Origin of the sequence: Niastella yeongjuensis (genome assembly GCF_900110245.1) — a bacterium.
Classification (GTDB): domain Bacteria; phylum Bacteroidota; class Bacteroidia; order Chitinophagales; family Chitinophagaceae; genus Niastella; species Niastella yeongjuensis.
In genome coordinates, this window is record NZ_FOCZ01000003.1 from 134,678 (window position 1) to 160,243 (window position 25,566).

Below are 25,566 nucleotides of genomic sequence, written 5' to 3' on the forward strand. Positions count from 1 at the left end.
ATGAATAAGAGTAACCGGATAGTGAAATTATTATCAGCATCATTCACCATATTGTTGTTCTCGTTCTTCTTACCACCTAAGAGTATTTATACCGTTCCGTTCAACGATATAAATAACCAAAAAGTGAATTTGTTTCCGTACATGGGTAAAAAAATTGTATTTATCACTTTATCGGGAAAGGAGGCAGATTCTACCCTGGAGCAGCTGTCGGCTTTTTGCAGGCGATATAAAGACAGTACGGTCATTATTGGTGTATTGTCGATAGAGGATGGCTATAATGAAGCGGAGAAGAAGGCGATCAAAGCCTCTTACAATAGCAAAATGCCGGGGTTGATGCTTACTGAGGGTATGTATACAAGGAATGCTTCAAAAGACCAATCAGGGCTTATGCAATGGCTTACGCATAAAGAACAGAACCTGCGGGTTGACAAAGAGGTAACAGAAGCAGGGTGTAAGTTCTTTATAGATGAAGGCGGGGTGCTTTATAGTGCACTGGGGGCGCATTTTCCCCTGAGCTCTCTATTCGTTCAGCGTATTATGAGTAAGCCAAAAAGGCCCAGGCCTTCTGCAGCCGACCTCGAGAAAAGACGAAATGAAATGAAACTCAGGAAGCAGGGCAATTAAGATAATTCTTAAAAAGAAAAAAGTTTTCCGATGAAATGTAGAAAACCTTTCCGGCAGGTATGTTTCATAAGCCTCATTTTATTGAGTTTTGCCAATAGTGCATTTTCTCAATTTCTGCTATGGAACCCCAGCCATGCCGTAGGCCCGGTTAGCGGTAATACCCATTACGCCTATAATCAAACGCCAGATCAATTGGTTGAGATCTATATTGCAGGCTTTCCATCGGTGGGACAAACTTACCAGTGGTGGAGTAACACTACACCCAATGATGCGGGGTTTACTGCGATCCCGGGAGCAACGCAAAGCAGTTACACACCGGGACCGCTTACACAAAATATGTGGTTCAAAAGGCAAACGACCAATATATTGGGCGCTTACATTTTCTCCAATGTGGTAAAGCTAACCGTAGTCTCCAACAATTGGGAAGATCGCAATTATATCCGGGAACATGATGTACAGGTAACAGGTGTTACTACCTGGCAGGCCGTAGATCAGTTACCTATTGGCCAGAAAATACAAACCACCAGTTATGTAGATGGTATAGGACGCTCGGTTGAAAAGATAAGCCGTGAAACCGCTACGCCGGCAACACCGGGTGGTCTATGGGGTGATGTGGTGTTATTTTCTCAATACGATCAGTTTGGCCGGGAGTCTCAAAAATACCTTCCTTATACTACAACCACCGAAGCTGGAAAGTATAAAACAGCGCCGCTTACCGAGCAGCCCCAGTATTATACAAACACTTATAACGAAACGGCTGCATATTCCACTGTTACGTTCGATAATAGCCCCCTGAACAGAATTACTAATATAAAGCAGCCGGGAACAGCCTGGGCCGCAGCTGCTGGTAATGGTGCCGTATATGACATGAACACTGCTGCCGACAATGTGCAGAAGTTTTCGGTCGACTATGTACAGGGAAACCCGCCAGTGAATGGTGGTCCTTACGATGCCAATACTTTATATAAGCAATCCTTTCTGGATGAAAAAGGCAAACAGGTGATTGTTTATACCGATAATTTGGGGCAACAAGTATGTAAAAAGATGCAATTAGAAGATGTGCCTTCTGATGCTCATGCCGGTTGGATGTGTGTTTATTTCGTTTATGACGACAAGGGATTGTTGCGTTACCAATTACAACCGGAAGCCGTAAAATACCTTGATGCCAATGGATGGTCTTTTGCTGGTGCGAACGGACAACAGGTATTAAATGAACTTTGCTTTCAATACAATTATGACGATAAGGCAAGGATGACCTGGAAAAAGTTTCCGGGCGTAGCGCCGATAACTTTTGTGTATGATAACCGCGATCGGGTAGTGTTTACACAAGACGGTAATCAGGCTGCCATGTCAACCCCTCAATGGACAGCTAATTTGTATGACGATTTAGATCGGTCTGTTATCACTACTTTATATAATACTACAAAAACAGCTGCTGATTTACAGGTGGATATCAATAATTCAGTAAATAATTCAACAACTGTTACCACCACAGCACTGGGTGCCTCGATAAATACTTCCACACAAAATAATCCCATTACAAACAGCGATCTTAATAATAGTGCTGTTTGTACAATTGTAAAATACCAGTTTTACGATAACTATTCGTTTGCAGGTGCGCAATCATTCAGTACTGCGTTTACCAATTTGTCTGCTTACAGCAGTTCCGACCAAAATGTGCTGCCAATTCTTTCGTCTAATCGCATTATAGGTAAGTCTACCGGTAGCATGACAAGAGTACTGGGTTCCAATAATTTTTTAACAAGCACCCATTATTATGACGAGAAGGGAGCGCCTATACAGACGTTAAAGGACAACATAAAGTCTGGAACGGATATCACTACCCTGCAATATCATTTTGACGGTCACGTAATGAGTGTTTGTTCCGATCACACAACGACCGGTACAGGCTTTAGCCATTACATTACACTTACCAAAAATAATGTCGATAAGCTTGGCCGAATAACTTCTGTGCAAAAACAATATGGCAGCAATGCGTTCAAAACAGTTGCGTCATATGATTATGATGATGTGGGCAGGGTAAAAACAAACCACCTCGATCCGGACTACGTTCCAGTAAATGGGCGAACCGGGGGAGGGCTTGAATCGCTGGAGTTTAATTATAATATCCATAACCAGTTAACAGGCATAAACAAAGATTTTGCGCTTAAAAACCCCGCAAACTATAATAAATGGGAGCATTTCTTTGGAATGTACCTTGGTTTTGATAACCGGGACAACGTATTTGCAGGCTCACAACTCGATGGAAAAGTTTCCGGCGTATTATGGAATACCCAGGGTGATGATGCACAGCGCAAATACGACTTTACTTATGACAATGCCGACAGGCTTGTAAATGCTGCTTTTACAGAACAAAAATACCCGGGTGATGGATGGAGCAATGCCAAAATGGATTTTACAGTTACGGGTACCAGCGGTAAAATAACCTATGACCTCAATGGTAATTTGTTGAACATGCTGCAAAAGGGAGTGATGCCCGGTACAGCAGCACCTATAACTATAGATGAATTAAATTATAGTTATGCTTCTTACAGTAACAAATTACAAAGTGTAACCGACCAAATGACGGCCACGAATGTGAATGGCTTGTCGGGCGACTTTAAAGATGGCAGCAATGGCGCCGCTCCTGATTATGTATATGATAACAATGGCAATGTAGTGGTGGATCTGAACAAAAATGCGAAGGACCTTGAAAATGTAGTGGGAGCCAATGGCGTAAGTTATAATTATCTGGATAAACCAGAAAAAATACGGATCGCAGGAAAAGGCACCATCAAACTAGTATACAATGCTGATGGTGAAAAACTCCAGCGGATTTTTACACCTGAAAGCGGAACCGCTATTACGACCACCTATATCGGCCAGTTCCAATATCAGGCGACTGGCAGCGGTGCTGATGTGTTGCAGTATATCAACTTTGAAGAAGGCCGCATTCGGGCAATGCAACCAACGAACACTTCCCAGGATGGTGGTTTGGATGCGATGGAAGTTAATGGGAATATCGGATTACCTGATGGACGGATGGGCGTGTACGATTATTTTGTAAAAGATTATCAGCAAAACGTGCGGATGGTATTGACTGAAGAAACGCACAATGCTTATAATACTTGTACCATGGAATCGAACAGGTACCTGGCGGAGGATCCTGTATTTGGTCAAACCGGCGGAGCTAATGAAGTAGAGACAACACGCTATCCCAAACCATCCGGCTGGCAAAACGCCAACCTGGGCAGTTCGGTTAGCCGGTTGGGTAATAATGCTGGTCACAATGTTGGCCCCAATACTTTGCAAAAGGTAATGGCCGGTGACCAGGTGAGCGCTTCTGCTCAATATTATTATGAAGTTGCAGCCAGCGGCGTTAATACCAATATGGTTAGTACGGTTTTAACCAGTCTGGCGCAGGCCATTACAGGTGGCGGTGCTGCTACCAGCATGGTAAAAGCAAATGCTACCGGTATTACAAACCAGTTAAATGGTACATCCGGATTTATAAATGCTGTACAGCCTTCGGGTGGTGGTGGCACAAACCCACAAGCCTACCTGACCATCTTGTTTTTCGACGAACGGTTTAATTTTATAGAAGCGGCCGATGGGGGTGTAGTACAACAACAGGTGGGCGCTTCAGGAAGTGACCCGGCGCCAATTGGTTTGGGTGCTGTTAAAGCGCCAAAGAATGGATATGCGTTTGTTTATGTAAGCAATCAAAACGATCAGGACGTATACTTCGATAACCTGAAAGTGGGTATCACCAGGGGGAATATAATTGAAGAGAGCCATTATTATGCCTATGGATTGAAAATTGCAGCCATCAGCAGCCGTAAAGCAGGCGATGTAAATGAAGGAAAATTAAAGAATAACTATCTTTATAACGAAAAGGAGTTCTTTGATGATGGTGACCTGAACTGGTATGACTATGGATTCAGGAATTATGATCCTCAGATCGGCAGATTTATGGCAGTGGATCCCCTGGCCGACGACTATACGGTATTTTCACCCTATCATTATGCAGGTGATGATCCCATAACCAATATTGATGTTAACGGCCTTAGTGTAGGTGGCCTTGTGGCTGAAGCAGCTGGCGATGTTTTTGTAGGCAGCAAAACAATAGATCAGGCTGCCGTATTTGTAACTGCTGTTAGAGCGGTAAAGACTGTAGATGCAGGGTTAAATTTAACCGGCCTGGCTTTGACTGTAACCAGTGTAGTTGTGCAAACGTCCGTTAACGTGTGCAATATAGTTACCGGAAAAATAGGAACAATTCAGGTTGGACAAGGGCCACAAGGAACTGAAAATCCAGCACTTTTATTGGGCTCTCCTGCTTCGGGACCGTTGCCGCCTATATTCTGGTCAGAGTTTTGGTATCCGGCCATCGAGGAAATAGATATTGAATATTCCCAAACTGCAGCGGGTAAAACGCAATTGTTACAATTACCCGAGTTTCCTGGTATTGATTTTTTAATGTTTCACTATGAAAAGAATCAGGCTCAGCAGGATAAAAATGGAAGAGCTGCCAGGGATGCTAACAGTGATGTCTCAAATCCGAATTCAAAGATATTCGATTTACATGAAGTGGCTTACAAGTCAACAAAGGAAGGGGGGCAATTTGCGATAATGCGACCAGCTCCCAGAAGTCAAAATACAGGTCATGGCGCCAGTTTGAGGTGGTTTTATGCTGACAATAATATGCAGGATGGAGACTTGTTTTTGGTACCGCTATTTAAACCCGATGCGCTTCAGCGTGTTCCGATTTTGATGCCAGAATCAAAAAACCAACCTAAATTAACACCTATTCCGGTTCCTGTCATCCGTAATGAGCCGATAAGAGAAGTGGGTAAGCGTGTGGGACAGGGGGTAACCGCAGGTGTAGTTATCTATGGAATTTACAGAGTTGTAAAATGGGGAACCGTATTTTTTACAGAAGGGGCTACTTTGCCATGGGCTTTATCCCCACTTTAGTATTTTTAATTAATTTATTATGGCCACATTTAATGCTTTGCTGGAATCGTTTGATACATCTCTTCGGAAATTTAATTTAACCAATTATGAGCGGCTTTATGCGCCCTTGTCCGATGGGGAAATAAATGATTATCTGGAACAACTGAACATCAATGATGAGGATTTTAAATTGTTATATAAATGGAAAAATGGATATGACCCTGATCAAAATCCACAGGTTCTTTGTCAGTTATTTGATTTTGGAACATTGGTTTCATTAAATTATATAGTCGAAGCATTGGAGGCTAATGAAACTATCGGCAGTTGGGAAGATAATTTTATTCCGCTGATAACCGATTCTACAGGGCAATATCTTTTATTCAACAACGACAGGAACAGCAAAGACTACGGAAAGCTGCATTTGTATTCGGCATCCTTGTTGTTTGTTGAAGAGCCGGTTAGTTATCATGATTCGATTGCATCTTTCATTGATACAACAATTGAAGCATATGAAACCGGTGCATTAAGATATGATGCACACGAAGATTGGTTAAATAAGGATGTAGACGAGTTTAGAAGGATAGGGAAACGCATTAATGTGAATTCGGAATACTGGTCTCTTTAAGTAATAAGGAAAATACCACAACTCTTAAACCATGTTATTTAAAAGCATATTCGTACCCAAAACCTCATACCTCCTTGGCATTTTAGTCCTGGGCCTTGCCTGCAATACCCCATCGGGGCATGGTAAAGTACGTAAGGATAAAGGCCAGGGAATGATAGGAGGAGCAACCGGATCTGATAATAATGACGATGCACTGAGTTTGCAATTGAATTTACAACCCGGTTCCAAGTATTATTATACCATCAATAATGAATATGATATAGCCCTGGAGGCAGGAGGCAAAAGCATCAATAATAAGAACAAATCGGATGTGAGCCTCACGTATGATATTCAAAAAGACAGTGCAGGTAATTATCTATTACAAATGCACTACGATAAAATACACCTGTATACCAAAGCGGGTGACAAAGAGTCGGAAATGGATGCGGACAATGCAAATGCTACATTCGATCCGGTAGAGAAGATGTTGGGTGTTTTAAAATCTACGAATATCACCGCTGTTATTAGTTCCGCAGGAAAAATAAAGGATATCACCGGATATAAAGAATTGGGGGATAAAATTATAGCAGGCCTGAATATTACAGATCTACAGGCAAGAAATATGGCCCTGGAAAAATGGGATAAAGTAATTGGTGAAGGCCTGATAAAAAAGAATATCGATCAGGCCTTCCATCTTTTTCCCGATTCAGCCATAGAGGTAGGAGATACGTGGAAATTGCAATCTCAACAAAAAGGAGAAGTGCCATTGAACGAAACATCCAAGTATAAACTAAAGGATGTAGATGATGGGATCGCATATATTAGTTCAGAAGGTCAGATCGAGAGTGATAAAACGGAAGCCAAAGTGATGGGATACCCGGTAACTGGAAATCTGCAAGGCAGTCAATCAGGCGAATATGAAGTAGATGCGAAAACCGGCATGTTGTTGAAGAATAAAGTGACCGCTAAAGTAGAAGGATCGTTTCTAATGATGGGCCGTGAAATTCCGGTTACCATAAAAACGGAAGTTAAAATGGCTGGGAAAAAGATTATCTAAAATAAAGGAGTTTATTTTCTAATTATTTATTTCTGCATCCGGCAAAAAACAGTCGGCATCAATTGAGCCCAAAAGGCTTCAATTGACGCTGATCAGGATTGTATTGCTTTAAATCTATAAACAGGCAGAAACAGGCATTATACATTGTTTGCATTATTTAATATGAAATCTTTCCTGATGATACATCGAAAACCTTTCCGGCTGCTATGTTTCATAAGCCTCACTTTATTGAGCATTGCCAATAGTGCATTTTCTCAATTTCAATTTTGGAACCCCAGCCATGCCATAGGCCCGGTTAGCGGTAATACCCATTACACGTATAATCAAACACCTGATCAATTGGTTGAGATCTATATTGCAGGCTTTCCATCGGTGGGGCAAACTTACCAGTGGTGGAGCAACACTACACCCAATGATGCGGGTTTTTCTATGATCGCGGGAGCAACGCAAAGCAGTTACACGCCGGGACCACTTACACAAAATATGTGGTTCAAAAGACAAACGACCAATATAAATGGGGCATCTATTTTTTCCAATGTGGTAAAGCTAACCGTCGTTTCAGCTAATTGGGAAGACCGGAATTATGTCCGGGAACATGATGTACAGGTAACGGGTGTTACTACCTGGCAGACGGTAGATCAGTTACCTATTGGCCAGAAAATACAAACCACCAGTTATGTAGATGGTTTAGGGCGTTCTGTTGAAAAGATAAGCCGTGAAACCGCTACACCAGCTACGCCGGGTGGGCTTTGGGGAGATGTGGTGCAATTTTCTCAATACGATCAGTTTGGCCGGGAATCTCAAAAATACCTTCCTTATACTACATCAACTGAAATTGGGAAATATAAATCAGCGCCGCTTACGGAACAACCGCAATATTATACGAACGTATATAACGAAACGGCTGCGTATGCTTCCATTCAATTTGATAAAAGCCCGCTAAACAGGATAGAAACAATGAATGGATCGGGTGCTGCCTGGTCCAATGCTACGGGAAGAACGGCTGTCTATGATATGAACAGTGCAGCCGATAATGTTCAGATCTTTACCGTAGACTATATTCAGGGTAATCCGCCTGTTAACAGGGGCGCCTATGCTGCCAATGCCTTATATAAAGCAATAGGTACTGATGAAAATGGTAAATCGATTATTACTTATACAGATATGTCAGGATACCTGATCCTAAAGAAAACGCAGAGCGATGATGCGCCATCTGCTGCACATACCGGTTGGATCTGCACGTATAGTATTTACGATGACAAAGGTTTGTTACGTTATGAGTTGCAACCCGAAGCAGTCAAATACCTGGATAGTCACGGCTGGTCTTTTGCTGGTACTGACGGAGCGCAGGTGCTGAAAGAATTATGTTTTCAATATAATTATGATGACAAAGGAAGAATGATCTGGAAAAAAGTTCCCGGAGCCGATCCGTTAAACTTGTTGTACGATGTTCGTGACCGGCTTGTTTTTACCCAGGATGGGAACCAGGCTGCCTTATCAACTCCACAGTGGACTGCCAATTTATACGATGAATTGGACCGGCCTGTTGCAACTGTATTATATAATACTACCAAAACAGTTACTCAATTACAGGCAGATATCAATAACTCAGTAAATACTTCATTAGCTGTTACTACCAACGCACAGGGGTATTCAATAAATACTTCAACTTTTAATAATCCTGTTTCGAACAGTGATCTTAATAACACTGCTGTTACGGCTATAGTAAAATACCAGTTTTACGATGATTATTCCTTTGCTACGGCCACGCAATTCAACACTGGGTTCACGAACCTATCGGCTTACAATACCTCCGATCCCAATGTATTGCCTATTGTTACTTCTAAACGTACGCTCAGCCTGCCAACCGGTAGCATGGCGCGGGTGTTAGGGTCTGGTACCTTTTTGTCGACTACTAATTACTTTGATGAAGATGGCCTGCTGATACAAACATTAAATGATAATATTAAAACAGGCACAGACATCACTACCCGGCAATATAATTTTGATGGACGTATAATGAGCATCTGTTCCGATCACACAACAACCGGTACGGGCTTTAGTCATTTTATTACGCTTACCAAAAATAATTTTGACAAACTGGGCCGGGTTACTTCCATTCAAAAGCAATTTGGCAGCAACACTTTTAAAACAGTTGCCGCATATGAATATGATGACGTTGGCCGGATAAAAACTACCAACTTTGATCCCGACTACGTTCCGGTAAACGGGCGCACAGGTAATGGCCTCGAATCGTTAGCATATAGTTTTAATATTCATAATGAGATAACAGGCATCAATAAAGATTTTGCGCTTAAGGATCCTGCAAATTATAATAAATGGGAGCATTTCTTTGGTATGTACCTGGGCTATGATAATAGAGATAATGTTTTCACTAAATCGCAATTAAACGGCCAGGTTACCGGTGTATTATGGAACACACAGGGTGATGATGCTCAGCGTAAATATGATTATTCCTATGATAATGCGAGACGCTTGATAAATGCAGCGTTTACAGAACAAAAGCACCCTGGTGATGGCTGGGGCAATGCTAAAATGGATTTTTCCGTTACGGGTACAAACGGAAAAATAACTTACGACCTGAATGGGAATTTGTTGAATATGCTGCAGAAGGGAGTAATGCCCGGTACAGCAACGCCTATAACAATTGATGAATTGAGTTATACCTACGCATCTTATAGTAACAAGTTACAAAGTGTAACCGACCAGATGCTAACAACAAATGTAAATGGCTTGTCAGGCGACTTTAAAGATGGTAGTAACGGAACTGGTGCTGACTATGTATACGATAATAACGGCAACGTGGTGATTGATCTGAATAAAAATGCAAAGGAACTGGAAAATGTAGCTAATGCCAATGGTATAAGTTATAATTTTCTGGATAAGCCGGAAAAAATACGAATAGCCGGCAAAGGAACCATCAGGATCGTATACAGTGCTGATGGCCAAAAGCTGCAACGGGTGTATATACCCGAATCGGGAGACCCTGCCACTATTACGACCTATATCAATCAGTTTGTATACCAGGAAACCGGATCTGTTACAACAACGGCCGCACCGCCTTTTGCCACCAGTGGCGGAACGCTTTCCTATATTAACTTTGAAGAAGGCCGCATCCGGGCAATAACACCGACTGCCAGTAGTACGGATGGTGGTTTGGATGCAATGGCTGTCAGCGGCAATATCACCTTGCCCGATGGAAGAATGGGTGCGTATGATTATTTTGTAAAAGATTATCAGCAGAGTGTGCGGATGATATTAACCGAAGAAACGCACAGCGCTTATAACACGTGTACCATGGAAACCAGCCGCAGTATGGCTGAGGATCCTGTGTTTGGTCAAACTGGTGGAGCTAATGAAGTAGAGTCAACGCGCTGTCCGAAACCAGCCGCCTGGCAAAATGCCAACCTCGGTAATTCAGTTAGCCGGTTGGGTAATAATGCCGGTCATAATATCGGCCCTAATACCTTACAAAAGGTAATGGCTGGTGACAAGGTAAATGCTTCCGTTTACTATTATTATGAAGCTTCAACGGGTGGTACCAGTCCTAATATGGTAAGTACAGTGTTAACCAGTTTGGCACAAGCCATTACAGGAGGCGGCGTGGCATCCAGCATAGTAAAAGCAAATGCTACCGGTATAACAAATCAATTAAATGGTACTTCCGGATTTATAAATGCTGTACAGCCTGCGGGTGGTGTCGGCACAGCGCCTCAGGCCTACTTAACCGTCTTGTTTTTCGATGAGCGTTTTAATTTTATAGAAGCGGCCGATGGAGGTGTGGTGCACCAACAAGTAGGCGCTTCAGGAAGTGACCCGGCCCCAATTGGTTTAGGAACCGTTAAGGCGCCGAAGAATGGATATGCGTTCGTTTACGTAAGCAATCAAAACGATCAGGATGTATTCTTCGATAACCTGAAAGTGGGCATTACAAGGGGAAATATTATAGAAGAAAATCATTATTATGCTTACGGATTGAGAATTGCCGCCATCAGTAGCCGTAAGGCGGGGGATGTGAATGAAGGGAAGTTAAAGAATGACTATCTTTATAATGACAAAGAGCTCTTTGATGACGCTGATCTGGGTTGGTATGACTATGGTTTCAGAAATTATGATGCACAAGTAGGCCGGTTTACCCAGCTTGATCCCCTTGCTTACAATTACCCTTATTTAACTCCTTTTCAATATGCCAGTTGCGATCCTGTTACGAATATTGATATAGACGGCTTAGAGGGCGGAAGTGCAGTAGTTGGACTTGCAGGTGATTTTTTAGAAAGTACCAAAGGAATCAATCAGGCAGCTGTATTTGTAACAGCGGTAAGGGCAGTTAAAACTGTAGAAACAGCAACTTCTCTAGGCAGTTTGGCACTAAATGTTACCAGTATAGCAATACAAACTGCCATAACTACTGTTAGACTTATAGATGGAGATAATGCTACTATGCCGGTGGGGTCTTCAGAAAGTAGTAATACTCGAATGGGTTCAGGTCCCAGTCTATCGAATAGTGGAGGAAATGATGCACATGAAGGACCAGGTGATGAACTAAATGATAATAATTTATTTGATCCTAAACCTAAATTTCCATCATTTCAAACATTACTATCAAATTATCCGCTACCTTATGATATTCGTCCGGATCGAACTCCCATAGATCCCAAAAAACCGGTAAATGATGTAACCGGAGAAAACTTTTTATATTTTAACCAGTGTGCAATAAGAGTTAGTATAGCCTTAAGAAAGTCTGGGGTAAGTTTAAAAGGGGCAAAAAATTATACAAATCCAGGCTCCAGTCCATTGGGAAATGGTAACATTATTGGAGCAAAAAATTTAACCCGCTTCCTCTTGAAATTTGGCAAACCAGAAGAGTATAATGGTATGACTACCAATGTTGTTTCAAAAATAACAGGCAGAACGGGTATAATTTATTTTGAGAATATTTATGAGGGCGGAGTAAGATCACCAGACCATGTTCATATAGAATTGTGGGATAATGATCACTACCAGAGTAACTTTGATCCAATGCAAATGTTTAGTGGAACAAAAATTCTTTTTTGGGAAATAAAATAAATTGAGATGAATAAAGTAATGATATTGGCACTTGTACCTTTATTGCTATCTGTGAAATATACTACTGCTCAAAGTTCTTTCCCAAAGTGGCTTGTTGGCAGTTGGATAAGTGCAGAATATAAAGAAGCATTAGCTTCTGATCAAGGTGCAAAACGTGGTGCTTTGGTATCGCCGCAGTTCCTGTATTTTGATTCTTTGGGAACATGTTCCATTCAAACCAGAATGGAACATAAAATGAGTGCGGGCAAGCCTGTTAGTCAAAGGAAGTTTGGAAATTCTTTTCAATTCTCATACACGGTAAATAAAAGTATACTTAATGTTAATCAGGTAGAATTTGACAACGACCTGCTGTATATCACATTCAGTGGAGTACCTGTAAGCACTTTATTTAAAAGATATAAACCAAATTAACGATAGAATGAAAGAAGTGTCTGGATACAAAGTTATGAGTACAGCCGCTTTAAATGAATTGGAAGAAAAGAACCAGTCTCTAATTGACTCAACCTATCAACTTGAAAGTAATCTTGCTTTTGTAACTGTTTTCAAAGATAAAACTGCCATAATACTTCCGGGAAAAGGTGACAAAGAGGGACTGTTTTTCGAAAACACCGAAGCGTTAAATAAAATGGTTGAGAGTGGTGTATATCCTGTTAAGGGAGATGGGTCTTTTTGGGAGAGGCAAAAATCCAGAGTTTTAAATTTTGCCAATGAAATGGATTATTATTGTTCAAGGCTTTCTGAAATGTTGAACTTTAAAGTAGAGCTTCGAAATGATCCTCAATATTTGAAAGAATTGTCCCAAATAATTACTTTAAAATTTAGCACCAAACCGAAGCGTATTGACAAAAACCTGTATTGTTACCTCGCAATTTATGTCGGTGAGTTGTTACGGAGGAAGGTAGACGGAGCCTGGAAATTTCTACCAATCTATTCCTTGAACGTGTATTATCAACCGGAAATTGTAAGCAATGGTAAGTTCTGCGATCATTGGGGATTTATAATAGGTCAATTGGAAATGGCATCGTTTCTTCCAGTTGATATTGAAGGTTTGATTGAAAGACTGGAAGGTGATTTTTTTCCTGTGGATAGTAGACGGTATGCACAAATATAATTAGGGAACAACGAAAATGGCCCTCTCCCGGCTCAGCCGGGAGAGGGCCATTTTCGTTAAAGAAGTGCTTATTTTTTTACAAAACGGGTAATAGCGGAAGTTTTGCCATCGGTGGCCTTCAATGTATACACACCAGCAGGCAATCTGGTTATATCTATGGTGGTATTCAGGGCTATGCCATTCGATGTAAGTTTATTCACCTTTACCAAATGACCGCTTAAATCATAAACCTGCAGGCTGGTATTGCCAGTAAACCCACCGGGAATTTGAACCTGTAATACGCTCGTAACCGGGTTGGGGAACACCTGCAAATTGGTAGATATAGCGGTAGAGAACTTAATGATAAGAATTTTACTGTAGGTAAAGCTGCCATTAAGGTCACGCACCTGTAAACGATAATAGTTGTCGCTGGTGGTAAGCGGACTTTGATCGGTAAAAGAATAACTTTTTGAAATAGTGCTGTTTCCGGTAGCCGCTACAGTACCAATGGTTTTAAAGGTTTTGCCATCGCTGCTGCGTTCAACCACAAACTGTGCTACATTTTCTTCGCTGCTGGTTGTCCATTGTAGTACCACGTTGCTGGTTTGTTGTTGAGCATAGAACTGGGTAAGTACAATCGGCAGGGCAACATTATCATTCTTGAAAGCGGCAACAAGAAGATCGGGAGGTCCGCCGCTGGTACCAGCCAGGTAAATACGGTCGCTTTTCACTGCAACCACCAGGCCTTTATCATCATCAGTCAAAGCTAAATTAGCGGCTGCCTTTCCATCTCCATCAAAGTTAACATCGAGTACACCGGCAGGGGTAAAACGCATCAGCATTGTACCTAGTTTTTTATCAAGGTTTGAAGTAGGGAAAATGTCAACACAGCCTGCGATTACAATTTTGCCATCGTTTTGCAGGGCTACGCTGTTACAATCATCATCCGAGTTCAGGCCCGTATAATTGGCAATTGCCTTACCACCTGTACCAAAGTTGCCATCCAATGAACCATCAGTAGTTACCCGTAAAACAACCACGTCACTATTGTTTCCACGTGCTCCACCCGGTTTGGTGATGCCGCCCACTATCAATTGACCATCGGGTTGAACGGCCATGCTACGCGCCTCATCAAACGTACCGGTACCAATATCGAAAGTGGCAATGCCACCCGTACCAAAATTTCCATCGAGTGCACCACCGGATGTATAACGTACCAATGTGAAATCTCCATTGCCGGTATGGGTGTTTTCGAAACTTGAGTTGCTGGTTCCGGCTATGGTGATGGTGCCGGTGGTTTTATCGATCGCAATACCTTGCGCAATATCGTAACTATTGATGTTTGTTTTTACAATACCGCCGCTGCCAAACGAACCATCCAGGTCACCATCAGGGGTGTAACGTACTACTGCAAAATCTGTATTGCCGGCAGCGTTGAAGCTGAATCCTGTCACTACTATTTTGCCATCATTTTGGATGGCCACATTGCGGGCTTCATCATTACCGGGCCCCAGGTTGGTAGTAACTTTTCCTCCTGTACCGAAATCGGTATCAAAACTGCCATCTTCATTGAAACGCATTACACAAAAATCTTTATCGCCAGGCCAGTTCCAGCCGGCTATTACTATTTTGCCATCAGGTTGCAGGACCATTCCATACCCCCGTGCGGAGTTACCACGCGGCCCATCCTCTGAACGTGCCCTTACTATACCGCCGGTGCCAAAGGAATTATCGAGTGTGCCGGCAGTAGTATACCGGACCAGGAGAAAATAATCGTCGTTTGCAGTATAACCGCCCACTAATATTTTGCCACCTGATGTAAAGGCCATAGCCGTTCCAAAATCATATACATCGGGTAAACCGCTGGGATTATCGATCCTGAATCCGGGACCGTTGTCGTTTGTGCCTAATGCATTGAAGGATGGGTCCAGGCTGCCAACCTGGGCACTACCATACAGGCATAGCAAGGCCATTGCGAGCGTAGAAGTAAGCTTCTTCATAAATGTTTATTGTGTGTCTTAGAATAAGCAAAGGCACATAGAAATTGGAAGATGCTGTTTCAAAGGAATATGGGGCAGGCAAACAATTAAATGAAATTGTAATATAACTATAGGTTGTTTCGGGGAAGACTGGAGCTTATACTGACGGGAAATTCACAGGGGGATCTTTTCAGGGCGCTATATTAGAAAGAAAAATCCATATTTAAAAACATTATGGGTTTTTAATCGTCAAAATACCCAATAACAAAGCCCCGACCTTAGCGTCAGGGCTTTATTATTAAGTTTTATCAGTATCTCTTTTATGGTGTCACTATAACAGTTCCTTTAAAGGTTTGTACCGTACCATCGAGGTATTCCACTGCTGCGAAGTAAACATACGTGCCAAAATCAACTTTTTTCCCGTTCTGTCTGCCATCCCAACCAAACTTCCGGTCATTAGCTGGTGAGTTGAGCACCTCGAAGATCCTTTGGCCATACCGGTTAAATACCGACAGGTTCTTTACCTTCTTAATATCCAGTCCGCCCATTACATAGAAATAATCATTTCGTCCGTCGCCATTAGGTGAAAATGCATTGGGCATGGCAACACCTGTTTTAACATATGTCTGAATGTATATAGTGCCTGTATCCTTACAAAAATGGTTGTTGGTCACTGTTACCAGGTATTTTATGGAGGAAGAAGCCGTGGCCACCGGCTCGGCGCACGTATCGCAGGAGAGCCCGGAGGCTGGAGTCCATACATATGAAGCAGCTTTGCCTCCCTTTACTGTTGTGCGCAATGGTACACTGCCTGGCCGTGCCAGGGTAATTATTTCCGGTGTGGGATCAATGGTAAAGGCATCGTATTTCAAACTGCTTTGGTTATTGGTATAATTGGTTTCCTGAAACGGCTGGGTTGTTGGATCATTCACCATGGCAACCACCTGGCTGCTTCCTGGCGTGGTTATGATGTGCGTAAATTCGCGGCATTCACCAAACACCGGGGCGGGAGTAGCATAAGCGGGCGACAATACTTTGGTGGCTGCATCGGCTGGTGATCCATTGTAAAACGATACGGGTATTTGTTTGTAAACAGTATCGTAACCATTCCCCATACAAACTTTAAAGGTAACCTGGATGTGTGAATCATCGTAACATTCTGCCGACAACAGTTCTACGGTCATATCGGGCGGAAAGATGTGCACATAAGTTTGTCCGTTTAAAACGCAGCCATATTCATTGGTCACCTGCAGGTTCACCATGCTGCTGTCGAGCATAGCTGCCACCGGAGTAGGACAGGTGGTACAACTGAGCGTATAGCTGGGACTGTTATCCCAAAGCATAGAGACAGGCGTATAACCGGGTACCGTGTAATAGAGATTGAACGGGGCCTTACGATATATGGTGGTGTCTTTGGGTAGTACTGTCAATACCGGTGGTGTATAATCCATGCTGTTGGTATTGTTGTTATAATCAGATTCGTTCAATCCGCTTGCCGGGGGATAAGCCTGTTGATTGTTGTTCACCACTACAAAAACCTTCCCTGTTTTGGTGCCCGGGATGAATTGCTCATAATCACTGCAGGTGCCTGTAGTAGTTGATGGGGTAAGAAAACTATTACCCAGTTTCACCGCGGTGGGGTCTGTTGGTAAACGGTCATAAAAATCCACTTGCAGGGAACCTGGAATATTTCCCGGTGCATACGTATTACACAAAGAGAAGTCCACGTGCAGGCTGTCGGTTCCTGCACAGGCCAGCGTGTTCAGTGTTGGTGTGTAATCGTCCACTACCGGAATGTGAAAGGTAACCTTTGCATCGCTATAACAACCGTTATCGGTGAAAATTCGTGTGTTTGCAATAGCAAGTGTGTCCTGGCGGTACGGGGCGGTGAAGATATTGTCGATACAATTGGTACAGTTGAGATAAGGAGATGTTGCCCAGGTGGCACTGGTAATATCACCGCCTTTGATAACAGCAGGTTGCAGTGACTGCTGTTGTTGTGGCTGCAACGTATATTCATCCGGGGTAATGCCTGCGCGGAAGCTAATGTCCTTTTTGATATTGATGTTATTATTGAAAGTCACTTCCGGTAACCCGGTATTGGGCAATGCCAGCGGTATGGTAGTGCCGTTATCATTAAACACCGATACCAGCGTATCCAAATACTCCCGGCCAACTAATACAGTAGCTGTGTATTCATAGGAGGCACATTTACCAGACAGGTCGGTTGGCAGCGGCCAGGTGCCCAACAGGCTCCCTCTGCCTGTACGCGGATCGTCATCATAAAAAGCAACCGGCGTGTTCTTCGGTATGGTCATATAGCCCCTGTTTTCAAACCAAAGCTTTACCTGTACTTTATCCTGGTTATAACAGACTACACTCTCGATGTGTATCACCCCATCGGCGGTGGGGTCATCCACCACAATGGTAACGGGGTTGGTGGTGTCTTCACAGCTTCCATTGGTAGCATACAGTCGCACTTTGTAAGTGCCGGGGATTTTAAACAGGTAATCAAGTTGTTCATCGGTGCTCACCACTTGTTCAGCCATGCCCTTGTCGTTACTCATCAGCCATTTCCAGGCTGTGGCATTGCGGGAACGGTTGGTGAAAACAACGTGGTCGGTTTGTATGCCGTCTTTCGATGCGATCTTCCGTTTGTCGGGGGAGAACCTGGCTACCACACCGCAGCTCACCTGGAATGCATCTGTAGTAGAAGCGCGGCAGCCGCTGGCATCTGTTATACGTAATTCTAATTTATAGGTCTTCTTTTGGGTCACAGGTAACACAAGCGTTTGGCCTGTACCGGCAGCTATACCATCAACCAGCCATTGCAGGGTTTGGCCTGCGCTTATATTGGCGGTAAAGGTAACTACGTCGCCTATTACCGGATAGTCGATATCCCGGGTGAAGGAGGCAGTAAGGGCGGCGCCACAGGGATCAGTACAAACGGTACTGTTCACCATGCCCGTTAAGGAGGTGGCAATAAAGTTTTGCATTCGTTCTGCCTGTCCCGGTGTAAAGCCCATGATACAGCCTGCGCCGGAACCATAATCCATAAAATTATCCGGCAGGTCATCTACATCTGTGGTAAAGCCCGACAACGTATCGGTGCTGCAGGAGTTTTGTGGAGCGGTGCAGCCGCCACCGGCGATGGTTCGCTCGGGCGGCGTGTCACACACCATATCACCGTCTGTAAGACAATCATTGTTTCTGCAATCCCTTTCGGCAAAGGTGTGCGCGAGACTAAGGAAGTGACCCATCTCATGCGCTACCAGGTCAACACCCAAACCGGAAACCACCACATCGCCGCCGGCGCTGGCATAACCACCCATGGTTAGGCGGGTCCAGGTACCACAGCTAAAATCCTGCATATACTCTGATCTGATCTTTGATACCAGCCAGATATTGATGTAACGGGTCCGGTCCCACGCATTCAGTGCAATGAGCTCATCGGCCTCCATGTCGTAGTCAAAGTCAGAAAGGTAGGAGTGGGTGCGCACGATACCTGTGGTACGGCCGCCATCGGGAGCAGTTTTGGCCAAACAAAATTGGATCCGCGTATCAGTGCGTCCGCCGGTAAAACTACCTGTAGCACTGTACGCTTCATTCAGTGCCTGTATAGCCTGTACAACGGCTGCATCCGTATAGGCATTGGGGTCTTCGTTGATAATATGCACTACTACCGGCAGGGTAACCACTGCAGGCGGAGCCGCAGACACATGTAAATAGTGCTTTTGTAAAAGGGCTTGATTAATAGCCTTCTCCCTCGCCACAAAGGCAGGGTCTTTTCTTAATTGTGCCAATAGTCTGTCGGTACCGCAAGGGCGAACAGCTACCGGCATGCCTTCCTGGGCGTAGGTAATAAATGGAAATATGAAAAAAAGTAATAACAGGAACAGCAGGCCTTTCCGGGTAGAATTAGTCATATCAATGGGTATGATTAGATGCGTGTACTCTTCAGCTAATTCCATTCCAATTTTACCCCTGTGAATTACGCATACAGAAAAAATCTTTATCAATGGTGATGGTATTGAGAATTATAACCATCTGTTGTCTGACGTATTGTTTTTATACTTCATGTTCGATGTTACCTGGCCGTTACTGGCATATTCCGACGTATGGTAGAAAATTAGATTTAACATACTATCTTTGTCATAATACCAGAGAAAAGGCGTTAAGTTGAAAAACTTACCGCTTTTTTTATGTGGGAAGGCTAAATTGGTTTTACAATGACCCTAAATAAAATATTGAACTACATTATTGCCGCAGTTTGGCTGGTCAATGGCCTGTTTTGTAAGGTATTGAACGAGGTACCCCGCCATCAGGAGATTGTGGCCCGCATCCTGGGAAGTGACCATGCCGCAATATTCACAGAGGGGATAGGCGTTGCAGAGATCGTTATGGCTGTCTGGATTGTAAGTGGCTATTGGTCAAGATTAAATGCGATCATGCAGATATTGGTAATTGGTACCATGAACATTCTGGAGTTTTTTCTGGTGCCCGACTTGCTTTTATGGGGCAGATTTAATTTATTGTTTGCGGTAATGTTCATCAGCGTAATTGCATACAACGAATATTATTTAAAATCCAAACCGGTTCAACCTGTTTAATATGCTTTCATTCCTTAAAGATCATCCCTTTGCCGTGGAGGCCTTTTTTGACAGCTCCAGCGTTTTCACCTTTGCGGTTCCCAAAGAGCAGGTTAAACAATTGATTCCTGAGTGTTTGGAGTTGGATACCCATCAGGATAAGTGGGCGTTCATTGCAGTGGCTATGGTGCAAACAAAAGCATTGCGGCCAAAGGGTTTTCCAAAGGTACTGGGTAATGATTTCTTTCTGACCGGGTTTAGGGTATTTGTACGGTTCACCAACCAGGCGGGTAAAAATTTAAGAGGATTATACATTCTTAAGTCGGAAACTGATAAAAAGAAGATGGAGTTCTTTGGGAACATTTTCACCCATTACAATTATACTACTATCGATATCACTCAAAGCCGCAATAACGATGTGCTGACGATCTCCTCTAAAAAGTCAGGATTCAGTGTAAGCATAGATGAAAGAAGGGATGAATCCATTGCGTTGCCTGCGGGTTCTCCATTTACCGACTGGAAAGAAGCCCGGCGATTTGCAGGCCCTCTGCCATTTACATTTACTTATAACAAAACAAAAAAAGAAGTATTGATCATTGAAGGCGTAAGAGAAAACTGGAAACCTGAACCTCTGAATGTGCTTGAATGCCATTTCTCATTTATCGACAATTTGAAATTACAGGGAGCTGTACTGGCAAATGCTTTTGTGATCCGGAACATTCCCTATTACTGGAAAAAAGGAAAAATTGAACCATGGAAATAAAGCGTAGAAACTTTCAGGGGGTGTTGAATATTCTTAGTTTCAACCGTCATTTTTATGTGATCGGCCTGGGTGCTTTATTGTTATTATTTTTAAGCCGGTTACTATTTACCTGGCCATCTATAACCTTTATCATTATTGTCATTGCATTTGCCTATGGTTTAATAATGCCATTGATCGTATCGGCATGGGTATATGATTTTTCGCGTTTTTATGAATTTCAATGGTTGAAGCAACAAATAAGCGGCAATGAAAAAATAAGTCAGATCGTTAATATCAATGCCGGGTTTGATGAAACCAGTTTTATTATAAAACACCTGTTACCTGAAGCTGATTTAAAGGTGTTCGATTTTTACAACGCACAGCAACATACCGAGCCTGCAATAGTACGGGCGCGTAAAGTGAGTATGGTTTATCCCAATACGCAAACCATAGCGTCCAACGTTATACCGGTAAGTGACGGATCAGTAGATCTTGTTTTCCTGTTATCAGCCGTGCATGAAATACGTTCGCATGAAGAAAAGATCGGGTTCCTGAAAGAATGCCGTAGAATTTGTAAACCCCAGGGAAAAGTGATCATGGTGGAACATCTGCGTGACTTTCCGAATTTCCTGGCTTTTTCGGTAGGCTTTACTCATTTCTTTTCCCGGTCTGTATGGAAAGATGCATTTAAACAGGCAGGCTTCGCTACCTTCCGGGAAACAAAGTTTACGCTGTTTATGTCTGTTTTTAATTGTAACCCCTAACCAGTATGGAAATTCACTTTTGGATCATTGGCTGTTTATTTATCGCATTAGCCCTGAGTCATATCATTTTTCCCAGGTATTTTAACTGGAAGCAGGAACTAAGCAAACTGAGTTTGGTGAACCGGCAAATTATGCTGGTGCACTCTTTCTTTATTGCTTTAATGGTATTGTTGATTGGCCTGCTTTGTCTTACATCTGCCCATGAATTGATAACCACAACTTTGGGAAAACGAATATCCCTGGGATTGGGGGTCTTCTGGGGCGCCCGCTTACTGATACAGCTGGTTGGTTATTCACCAAAGCTGTGGAAAGGCAGGTTGTTTGAGACGGGTGTGCACATTGTATTCACTGTCTTCTGGACGTATATCAGTGTGGTTTTTATTAAAACGTATTTGGCATAATATAGGCTTTCAATGATTTTTCAATTGTAAAGAAAATAGTACCAATGAAAATTAGGAGTATTTTTTACCCCTTGCTGACAGGCATATTAATAGTAGCTTGTAAAGATCAGCCAACAGAGAAACCTGTTTTAAATGCAGCTGCCAGCAATATCCAAAAAGACAGTTCAACAAAAGATTCCATCACAGGCCAGGAGGAGAAAAACTACCTGAGCTTTGCAACCTTGCCTTATGAAGGGTATGCCATTAAATACAGATACCTGAAACATGAAACAGGAGAGGAAGGAAGCGGAGAAAATCCCGCATTGCGCCGATAAGCGCCACCGGTTTTTTACAGATCCGGCACCCATAAGGTCGCTGGTGGTTGAAACCCTTTGTAACCCCGTTAAAGACTTGGATAACATCTTTGAAGATACCCTAAGTAATTATGAAAAGGTGGACAACGAACTACCCGGCCTGTTTAAGAATCAGTATTTGGTAACATTGGAATTGCTCAGGGATTTTAGGGAGCAGAAAAAACTATAATCCTTTCGATAATTATGCAATAGTGAAGTACCAGATCGCATTTTGAATACAACTACCCTCAAATCGGACATAACGAAAGTGTCGCCATTAGAGTACCGGCGATCGTTTAACTCAATGAAAAAAGGTCGCGCAAGTTATTGCCCGACCTTTTTGCTGTAATGCTAATATCTACAACTAAATGCTGAAAAGCTTTATTGCTCCAGTTTAATTTCTCCGATATCAGTTGCCTGACCATCTGCTACCGTAACACCATCTTTAGCGGCATTCTTATAAGGCGGCTTGGCCTCAATAATAATCCGGTAAGTGCCTGGCTTAGCGTCTGTGATCTCAAATGTGCCCTTATTGATCTCCGCTTTTAAAGTGTCAGTACTCGACAGCGCCCATGCTCTAACAGCAGCATCTGCCGGATTCACTGTTCCTTTTACAGAACCCACTCTAACAGCATTGAAAGCAAATAATCCGGCGGCAGCGAAAGCTAATGCTGCCATACTCATCTTGGCATTTTTCATAATCAACATATTATAGGTTTAAACAAAATGGTTACAAATTCTTCAGCTACAAGACCTATAATCCAAGGGAGAAAACTAATTTGATCATCGTTGATGCACTAGGCATGACAAGTACTATGCCAGAACAACGGAACAGGTATAAGAAATTAATTTAACATTTTTTACCCGGCAGTGGCATAATTATTTTTTCACAGCCTGTAGAATAATGTCAACACTTGGTATCTTCGTTTGCATACACCAGTTAGTGAATGTTGTGCGTATTTGCCCAAAAGCACAAGATTGTAAATTGTCCTGCACTGTTTTATGTCCCGCCAACCCGGTTAGGGTTAAATATTTATTATTTCACCCCCACACCGGGATGAATAATAGGTTGGTTAAACCCGCGTTTATGTTCCATGCCGGATATTGGGCTGGTTTACCGATAAAAGCCGGTCCTGTGTCTATTTTTAAAACAGAAAACCAACATTTTTTAAGGATATTACGTAAGTAATAGGAATAACCAATATGATGAGAAAAAATTTACCTGGTTTGTTAGCCTGTTTTGTATGTATGTTGGGATGTATGGCGGTGGTAGGGCAGGAGCGATGTGGTTCGATGCAGCTGATGGAAAAAACCTTTAAACGCAATCCTACCCTTAAATCAAAATTTCAGTTACAAACCCAGCAGGTACAGGAAGCCATTCAGCGAAGAAATGCCGGGGCCCATGTACTGCGGGTGGAAGGCTCCACTATTTATATTCCTGTTGTATTTCATATTGTTTTAAAGAACCCTAACCTGGTTACCGATGCCCAGATCCAGGCCCAGATAGACCGGCTGAATATAGATTATGCAGGTCTGAACCCCGATTCAACGCTTATTCCGGCCCGGTTCAAACCCTACTTTGCCAAACCCAATATCCAGTTCAAACTGGCCCAGCGAAATGCCAATGATGAACCTTCAGATGGTATTGATCGGGTTACTACAGCCATAGATAATTTTACTATAGACGATATCCGGGTTAAATATGCAGCGCTCGGCGGTGCCGATGCCTGGGACCATAACCGGTTTTTTAACGTCTGGATCGCCGATCTGGGACAACAATACCTGGGTTATTCCACTTTTCCTAATAGCAGTCCGGCTGCAGAAGATGGCGTGGTTATCAAATACACCACCCTGCCGGGTAATCCGGGGGTGTATGGTAAAGGCCGCACCCTCACCCATGAAACAGGCCATTTTTTTTACCTGTATCACATCTGGGGTGATGAACCTGATTGCGCGGCAGATGACTTTATCGACGATACCCCCTTACAGGGAAACTATACTTCCGGCTGTTCGCACCCCAATGATCCCTGCACTCCGGACTCGAAGGGCGGCGTGATGTACCAGAATTTTATGGATTATACGGATGATGCCTGCATGGTGATGTTTACCCTTGAGCAAAAAAACCGCATGGAAACATCGGCAAACCTGTACCGGCCTTCCCTGGTTGCCTCCAATGGTGCCGACCCCGTAATAGTTTATAACCTCGATGCGGCCGCTAAAAGTATTAATGTACCGTTACAACGAATTTGCAGCCCCACCTTTTCACCGGTTATTACGGTGCGGAACCCGGGTGCGCAAACCATAACCGCCCTCACTATTAAAGCAACCCTTGAGAACGGCACCAGTTCTGTTACCAGCTGGACGGGCTCACTGGCTTCCCTGAAAGAAACCAGTGTAACGTTGAAGGCCGTAACTGTTCCGGCAGAGGGCGTACATACCCTGAACGTAGAGATCTCAAATCCCAATGGCAGCACCGATGAAAATACAGGGAATGACGTGCTTACTTTAGCCTTCCAGTATTACGCGGCGCTCACCCCGCCCTATAAAGAAGATTTCGAGAACACGACATTCCCGCCGGCACGCTGGGACATAGTAAATCCCGATAAAGACATCACCTGGGAAAGGACCACACTGGCGGCCAAAACCGGTAACGGGGCTGCAATAATGCGCAATTTTGATTACAGGGCCAATGGCACAAAGGACTATCTCCGCCTGCCGTTGATGAACCTGGCTACCGGTGATTCGGCCTTCATGACCTTCCAGCTGGCGGCGGCCGCAGTAACCGATACCGGCACGGCGGATAACCCGTTCGATACATTGGAAGTACTGATCAGTAAAGATTGTGGCGCAACGTTTACGAGTTTATACAAGAAGGGCGGGAAAGACCTGCTAACCAAATTAAAACCTGATTCGAATTCTTATAAACCGACGGCAACCGAATGGCGGAAGGATTCGGTGAACCTGACCCCCTACCTCAACGCCGGACAAATATTACTGGCTTTCGCCAATACCAATGAACATGAGAATAACATCTATCTCGACGATGTGAACGTGTATACCTACTCGGCAAGTGAGGTATTGAAAACAAAAGGGTTTATGATCACCCCGAATCCTACCAGTAACCGGATCACCATACAGTTCTATCCTTACCCCGCTTATGTAAAGGGAATAAATATATTTAACAGCCAGGGACAGCAGGTGGCTTCGCAAAAACTGAATGCCGCCGGCAGCAGTGGCTATACTTTCGATTTATCCGGCATGGCCAGTGGCGTATATATGGTGCAGATAGTACTGGGCGATGGGGTAATAACAAGGAAAGTGATCAAGAGGTAATTCCCGG

The 25,566-nt window shown here is 43.3% G+C and carries 16 protein-coding genes; 13 read left to right on the forward strand and 3 right to left on the reverse strand.

Translation table 11 applies throughout. The features are described from left to right. From BMX95_RS09020 to BMX95_RS09050, 7 genes are all read left to right on the forward strand, one after another. On the forward strand, positions 1 to 624 hold the full coding sequence (locus BMX95_RS09020) for a hypothetical protein (RefSeq protein WP_081197400.1): 624 nt from the start codon (positions 1 to 3) through the stop codon (positions 622 to 624). 30 nt (positions 625 to 654) lie between these two features. Beyond that, complete coding sequence (locus BMX95_RS09025; protein WP_081197401.1) at positions 655 to 5,601, forward strand: DUF6443 domain-containing protein; 4,947 nt, start codon at positions 655 to 657, stop codon at positions 5,599 to 5,601. Between the two features lie 19 nt (positions 5,602 to 5,620). Further along, complete coding sequence (locus tag BMX95_RS09030) at positions 5,621 to 6,205, forward strand: SMI1/KNR4 family protein (protein WP_081197402.1); 585 nt, start codon at positions 5,621 to 5,623, stop codon at positions 6,203 to 6,205. Positions 6,206 to 6,236: 31 nt separating this feature from the next. After that, positions 6,237 to 7,241, forward strand: coding sequence for a DUF6263 family protein (locus BMX95_RS09035; protein WP_081197403.1), 1,005 nt, complete (start codon positions 6,237 to 6,239; stop codon positions 7,239 to 7,241). Positions 7,242 to 7,418: 177 nt separating this feature from the next. After that, the gene (locus tag BMX95_RS09040) at positions 7,419 to 12,329 is read left to right on the forward strand and encodes a T6SS effector amidase Tae4 family protein (protein ID WP_133053833.1); all 4,911 of its coding nucleotides are present in this window, start codon (positions 7,419 to 7,421) and stop codon (positions 12,327 to 12,329) included. Positions 12,330 to 12,335: 6 nt separating this feature from the next. Beyond that, the gene (locus tag BMX95_RS09045; RefSeq protein ID WP_081197405.1) at positions 12,336 to 12,740 is read left to right on the forward strand and encodes a hypothetical protein; all 405 of its coding nucleotides are present in this window, start codon (positions 12,336 to 12,338) and stop codon (positions 12,738 to 12,740) included. A 7-nt stretch (positions 12,741 to 12,747) separates the two neighbouring features. After that, positions 12,748 to 13,440 carry a hypothetical protein gene (locus BMX95_RS09050; RefSeq protein ID WP_081197406.1) on the forward strand — a complete coding sequence of 231 codons (693 nt, stop codon included), beginning with the start codon at positions 12,748 to 12,750 and terminating at the stop codon, positions 13,438 to 13,440. 68 nt (positions 13,441 to 13,508) lie between these two features. On the opposite strand, the gene BMX95_RS09055 is transcribed toward BMX95_RS09050, so the two are convergent. Both BMX95_RS09055 and BMX95_RS09060 read right to left on the reverse strand, forming a co-directional pair. Further along, a complete protein-coding gene (locus tag BMX95_RS09055) occupies positions 13,509 to 15,419 on the reverse strand; it encodes a T9SS type A sorting domain-containing protein (protein WP_081197407.1) in 1,911 nt (636 codons plus the stop codon). 299 nt (positions 15,420 to 15,718) lie between these two features. Then, the gene (locus tag BMX95_RS09060; protein WP_165758802.1) at positions 15,719 to 19,324 is read right to left on the reverse strand and encodes a T9SS type B sorting domain-containing protein; all 3,606 of its coding nucleotides are present in this window, start codon (positions 19,322 to 19,324) and stop codon (positions 15,719 to 15,721) included. 303 nt (positions 19,325 to 19,627) lie between these two features. On the opposite strand from BMX95_RS09060, the gene BMX95_RS09065 reads away from it, so the two are divergent. Genes BMX95_RS09065 through BMX95_RS09085 form a run of 5 tightly spaced genes read left to right on the forward strand, consistent with a single transcriptional unit; the run spans position 19,628 to position 22,208 of the window. Continuing rightward, positions 19,628 to 20,008: a DoxX-like family protein gene (locus BMX95_RS09065; RefSeq protein ID WP_081197409.1), complete on the forward strand. Its 381-nt coding sequence runs from the start codon at positions 19,628 to 19,630 to the stop codon at positions 20,006 to 20,008. 1 nt (position 20,009) lies between these two features. Then, positions 20,010 to 20,750: a DUF2071 domain-containing protein gene (locus BMX95_RS09070; RefSeq protein WP_081197410.1), complete on the forward strand. Its 741-nt coding sequence runs from the start codon at positions 20,010 to 20,012 to the stop codon at positions 20,748 to 20,750. Beyond that, a complete protein-coding gene (locus BMX95_RS09075; RefSeq protein WP_081197411.1) occupies positions 20,741 to 21,493 on the forward strand; it encodes a class I SAM-dependent methyltransferase in 753 nt (250 codons plus the stop codon). Before BMX95_RS09070 ends, BMX95_RS09075 begins: the two co-directional genes overlap by 10 nt. A gap of 5 nt (positions 21,494 to 21,498) precedes the next feature. Next, complete coding sequence (locus BMX95_RS09080; RefSeq protein WP_081197412.1) at positions 21,499 to 21,894, forward strand: hypothetical protein; 396 nt, start codon at positions 21,499 to 21,501, stop codon at positions 21,892 to 21,894. Between the two features lie 44 nt (positions 21,895 to 21,938). Continuing rightward, positions 21,939 to 22,208: a hypothetical protein gene (locus BMX95_RS09085; protein ID WP_081197413.1), complete on the forward strand. Its 270-nt coding sequence runs from the start codon at positions 21,939 to 21,941 to the stop codon at positions 22,206 to 22,208. A 399-nt stretch (positions 22,209 to 22,607) separates the two neighbouring features. On the opposite strand, the gene BMX95_RS09090 is transcribed toward BMX95_RS09085, so the two are convergent. Beyond that, on the reverse strand, positions 22,608 to 22,925 hold the full coding sequence (locus BMX95_RS09090; protein ID WP_133053834.1) for a peptidase associated/transthyretin-like domain-containing protein: 318 nt from the start codon (positions 22,923 to 22,925) through the stop codon (positions 22,608 to 22,610). 504 nt (positions 22,926 to 23,429) lie between these two features. On the opposite strand from BMX95_RS09090, the gene BMX95_RS09095 reads away from it, so the two are divergent. Beyond that, positions 23,430 to 25,559, forward strand: coding sequence for a M43 family zinc metalloprotease (locus tag BMX95_RS09095; RefSeq protein WP_081197415.1), 2,130 nt, complete (start codon positions 23,430 to 23,432; stop codon positions 25,557 to 25,559). Positions 25,560 to 25,566: the final 7 nt, after the last annotated feature.

Excerpts from the sequence above, each read along its gene's own strand:
- BMX95_RS09075 (WP_081197411.1), top strand. The coding sequence starts at position 20,741 with ATGGAAATAAAGCGTAGAAACTTTCAGGGGGTGTTGAATATTCTTAGT.
- BMX95_RS09090 (WP_133053834.1), bottom strand. The coding sequence starts at position 22,925 with ATGAAAAATGCCAAGATGAGTATGGCAGCATTAGCTTTCGCTGCCGCC.
- BMX95_RS09055 (WP_081197407.1), bottom strand. The coding sequence starts at position 15,419 with ATGAAGAAGCTTACTTCTACGCTCGCAATGGCCTTGCTATGCCTGTAT.
- BMX95_RS09095 (WP_081197415.1), top strand. The coding sequence starts at position 23,430 with ATGATGAGAAAAAATTTACCTGGTTTGTTAGCCTGTTTTGTATGTATG.
- BMX95_RS09065 (WP_081197409.1), top strand. The coding sequence starts at position 19,628 with ATGACCCTAAATAAAATATTGAACTACATTATTGCCGCAGTTTGGCTG.
- BMX95_RS09050 (WP_081197406.1), top strand. The coding sequence starts at position 12,748 with ATGAAAGAAGTGTCTGGATACAAAGTTATGAGTACAGCCGCTTTAAAT.
- BMX95_RS09080 (WP_081197412.1), top strand. The coding sequence starts at position 21,499 with ATGGAAATTCACTTTTGGATCATTGGCTGTTTATTTATCGCATTAGCC.
- BMX95_RS09040 (WP_133053833.1), top strand. The coding sequence starts at position 7,419 with ATGATACATCGAAAACCTTTCCGGCTGCTATGTTTCATAAGCCTCACT.
- BMX95_RS09070 (WP_081197410.1), top strand. The coding sequence starts at position 20,010 with ATGCTTTCATTCCTTAAAGATCATCCCTTTGCCGTGGAGGCCTTTTTT.
- BMX95_RS09045 (WP_081197405.1), top strand. The coding sequence starts at position 12,336 with ATGAATAAAGTAATGATATTGGCACTTGTACCTTTATTGCTATCTGTG.
- BMX95_RS09030 (WP_081197402.1), top strand. The coding sequence starts at position 5,621 with ATGGCCACATTTAATGCTTTGCTGGAATCGTTTGATACATCTCTTCGG.
- BMX95_RS09020 (WP_081197400.1), top strand. The coding sequence starts at position 1 with ATGAATAAGAGTAACCGGATAGTGAAATTATTATCAGCATCATTCACC.
- BMX95_RS09060 (WP_165758802.1), bottom strand. The coding sequence starts at position 19,324 with ATGACTAATTCTACCCGGAAAGGCCTGCTGTTCCTGTTATTACTTTTT.
- BMX95_RS09035 (WP_081197403.1), top strand. The coding sequence starts at position 6,237 with ATGTTATTTAAAAGCATATTCGTACCCAAAACCTCATACCTCCTTGGC.
- BMX95_RS09085 (WP_081197413.1), top strand. The coding sequence starts at position 21,939 with ATGAAAATTAGGAGTATTTTTTACCCCTTGCTGACAGGCATATTAATA.
- BMX95_RS09025 (WP_081197401.1), top strand. The coding sequence starts at position 655 with ATGAAATGTAGAAAACCTTTCCGGCAGGTATGTTTCATAAGCCTCATT.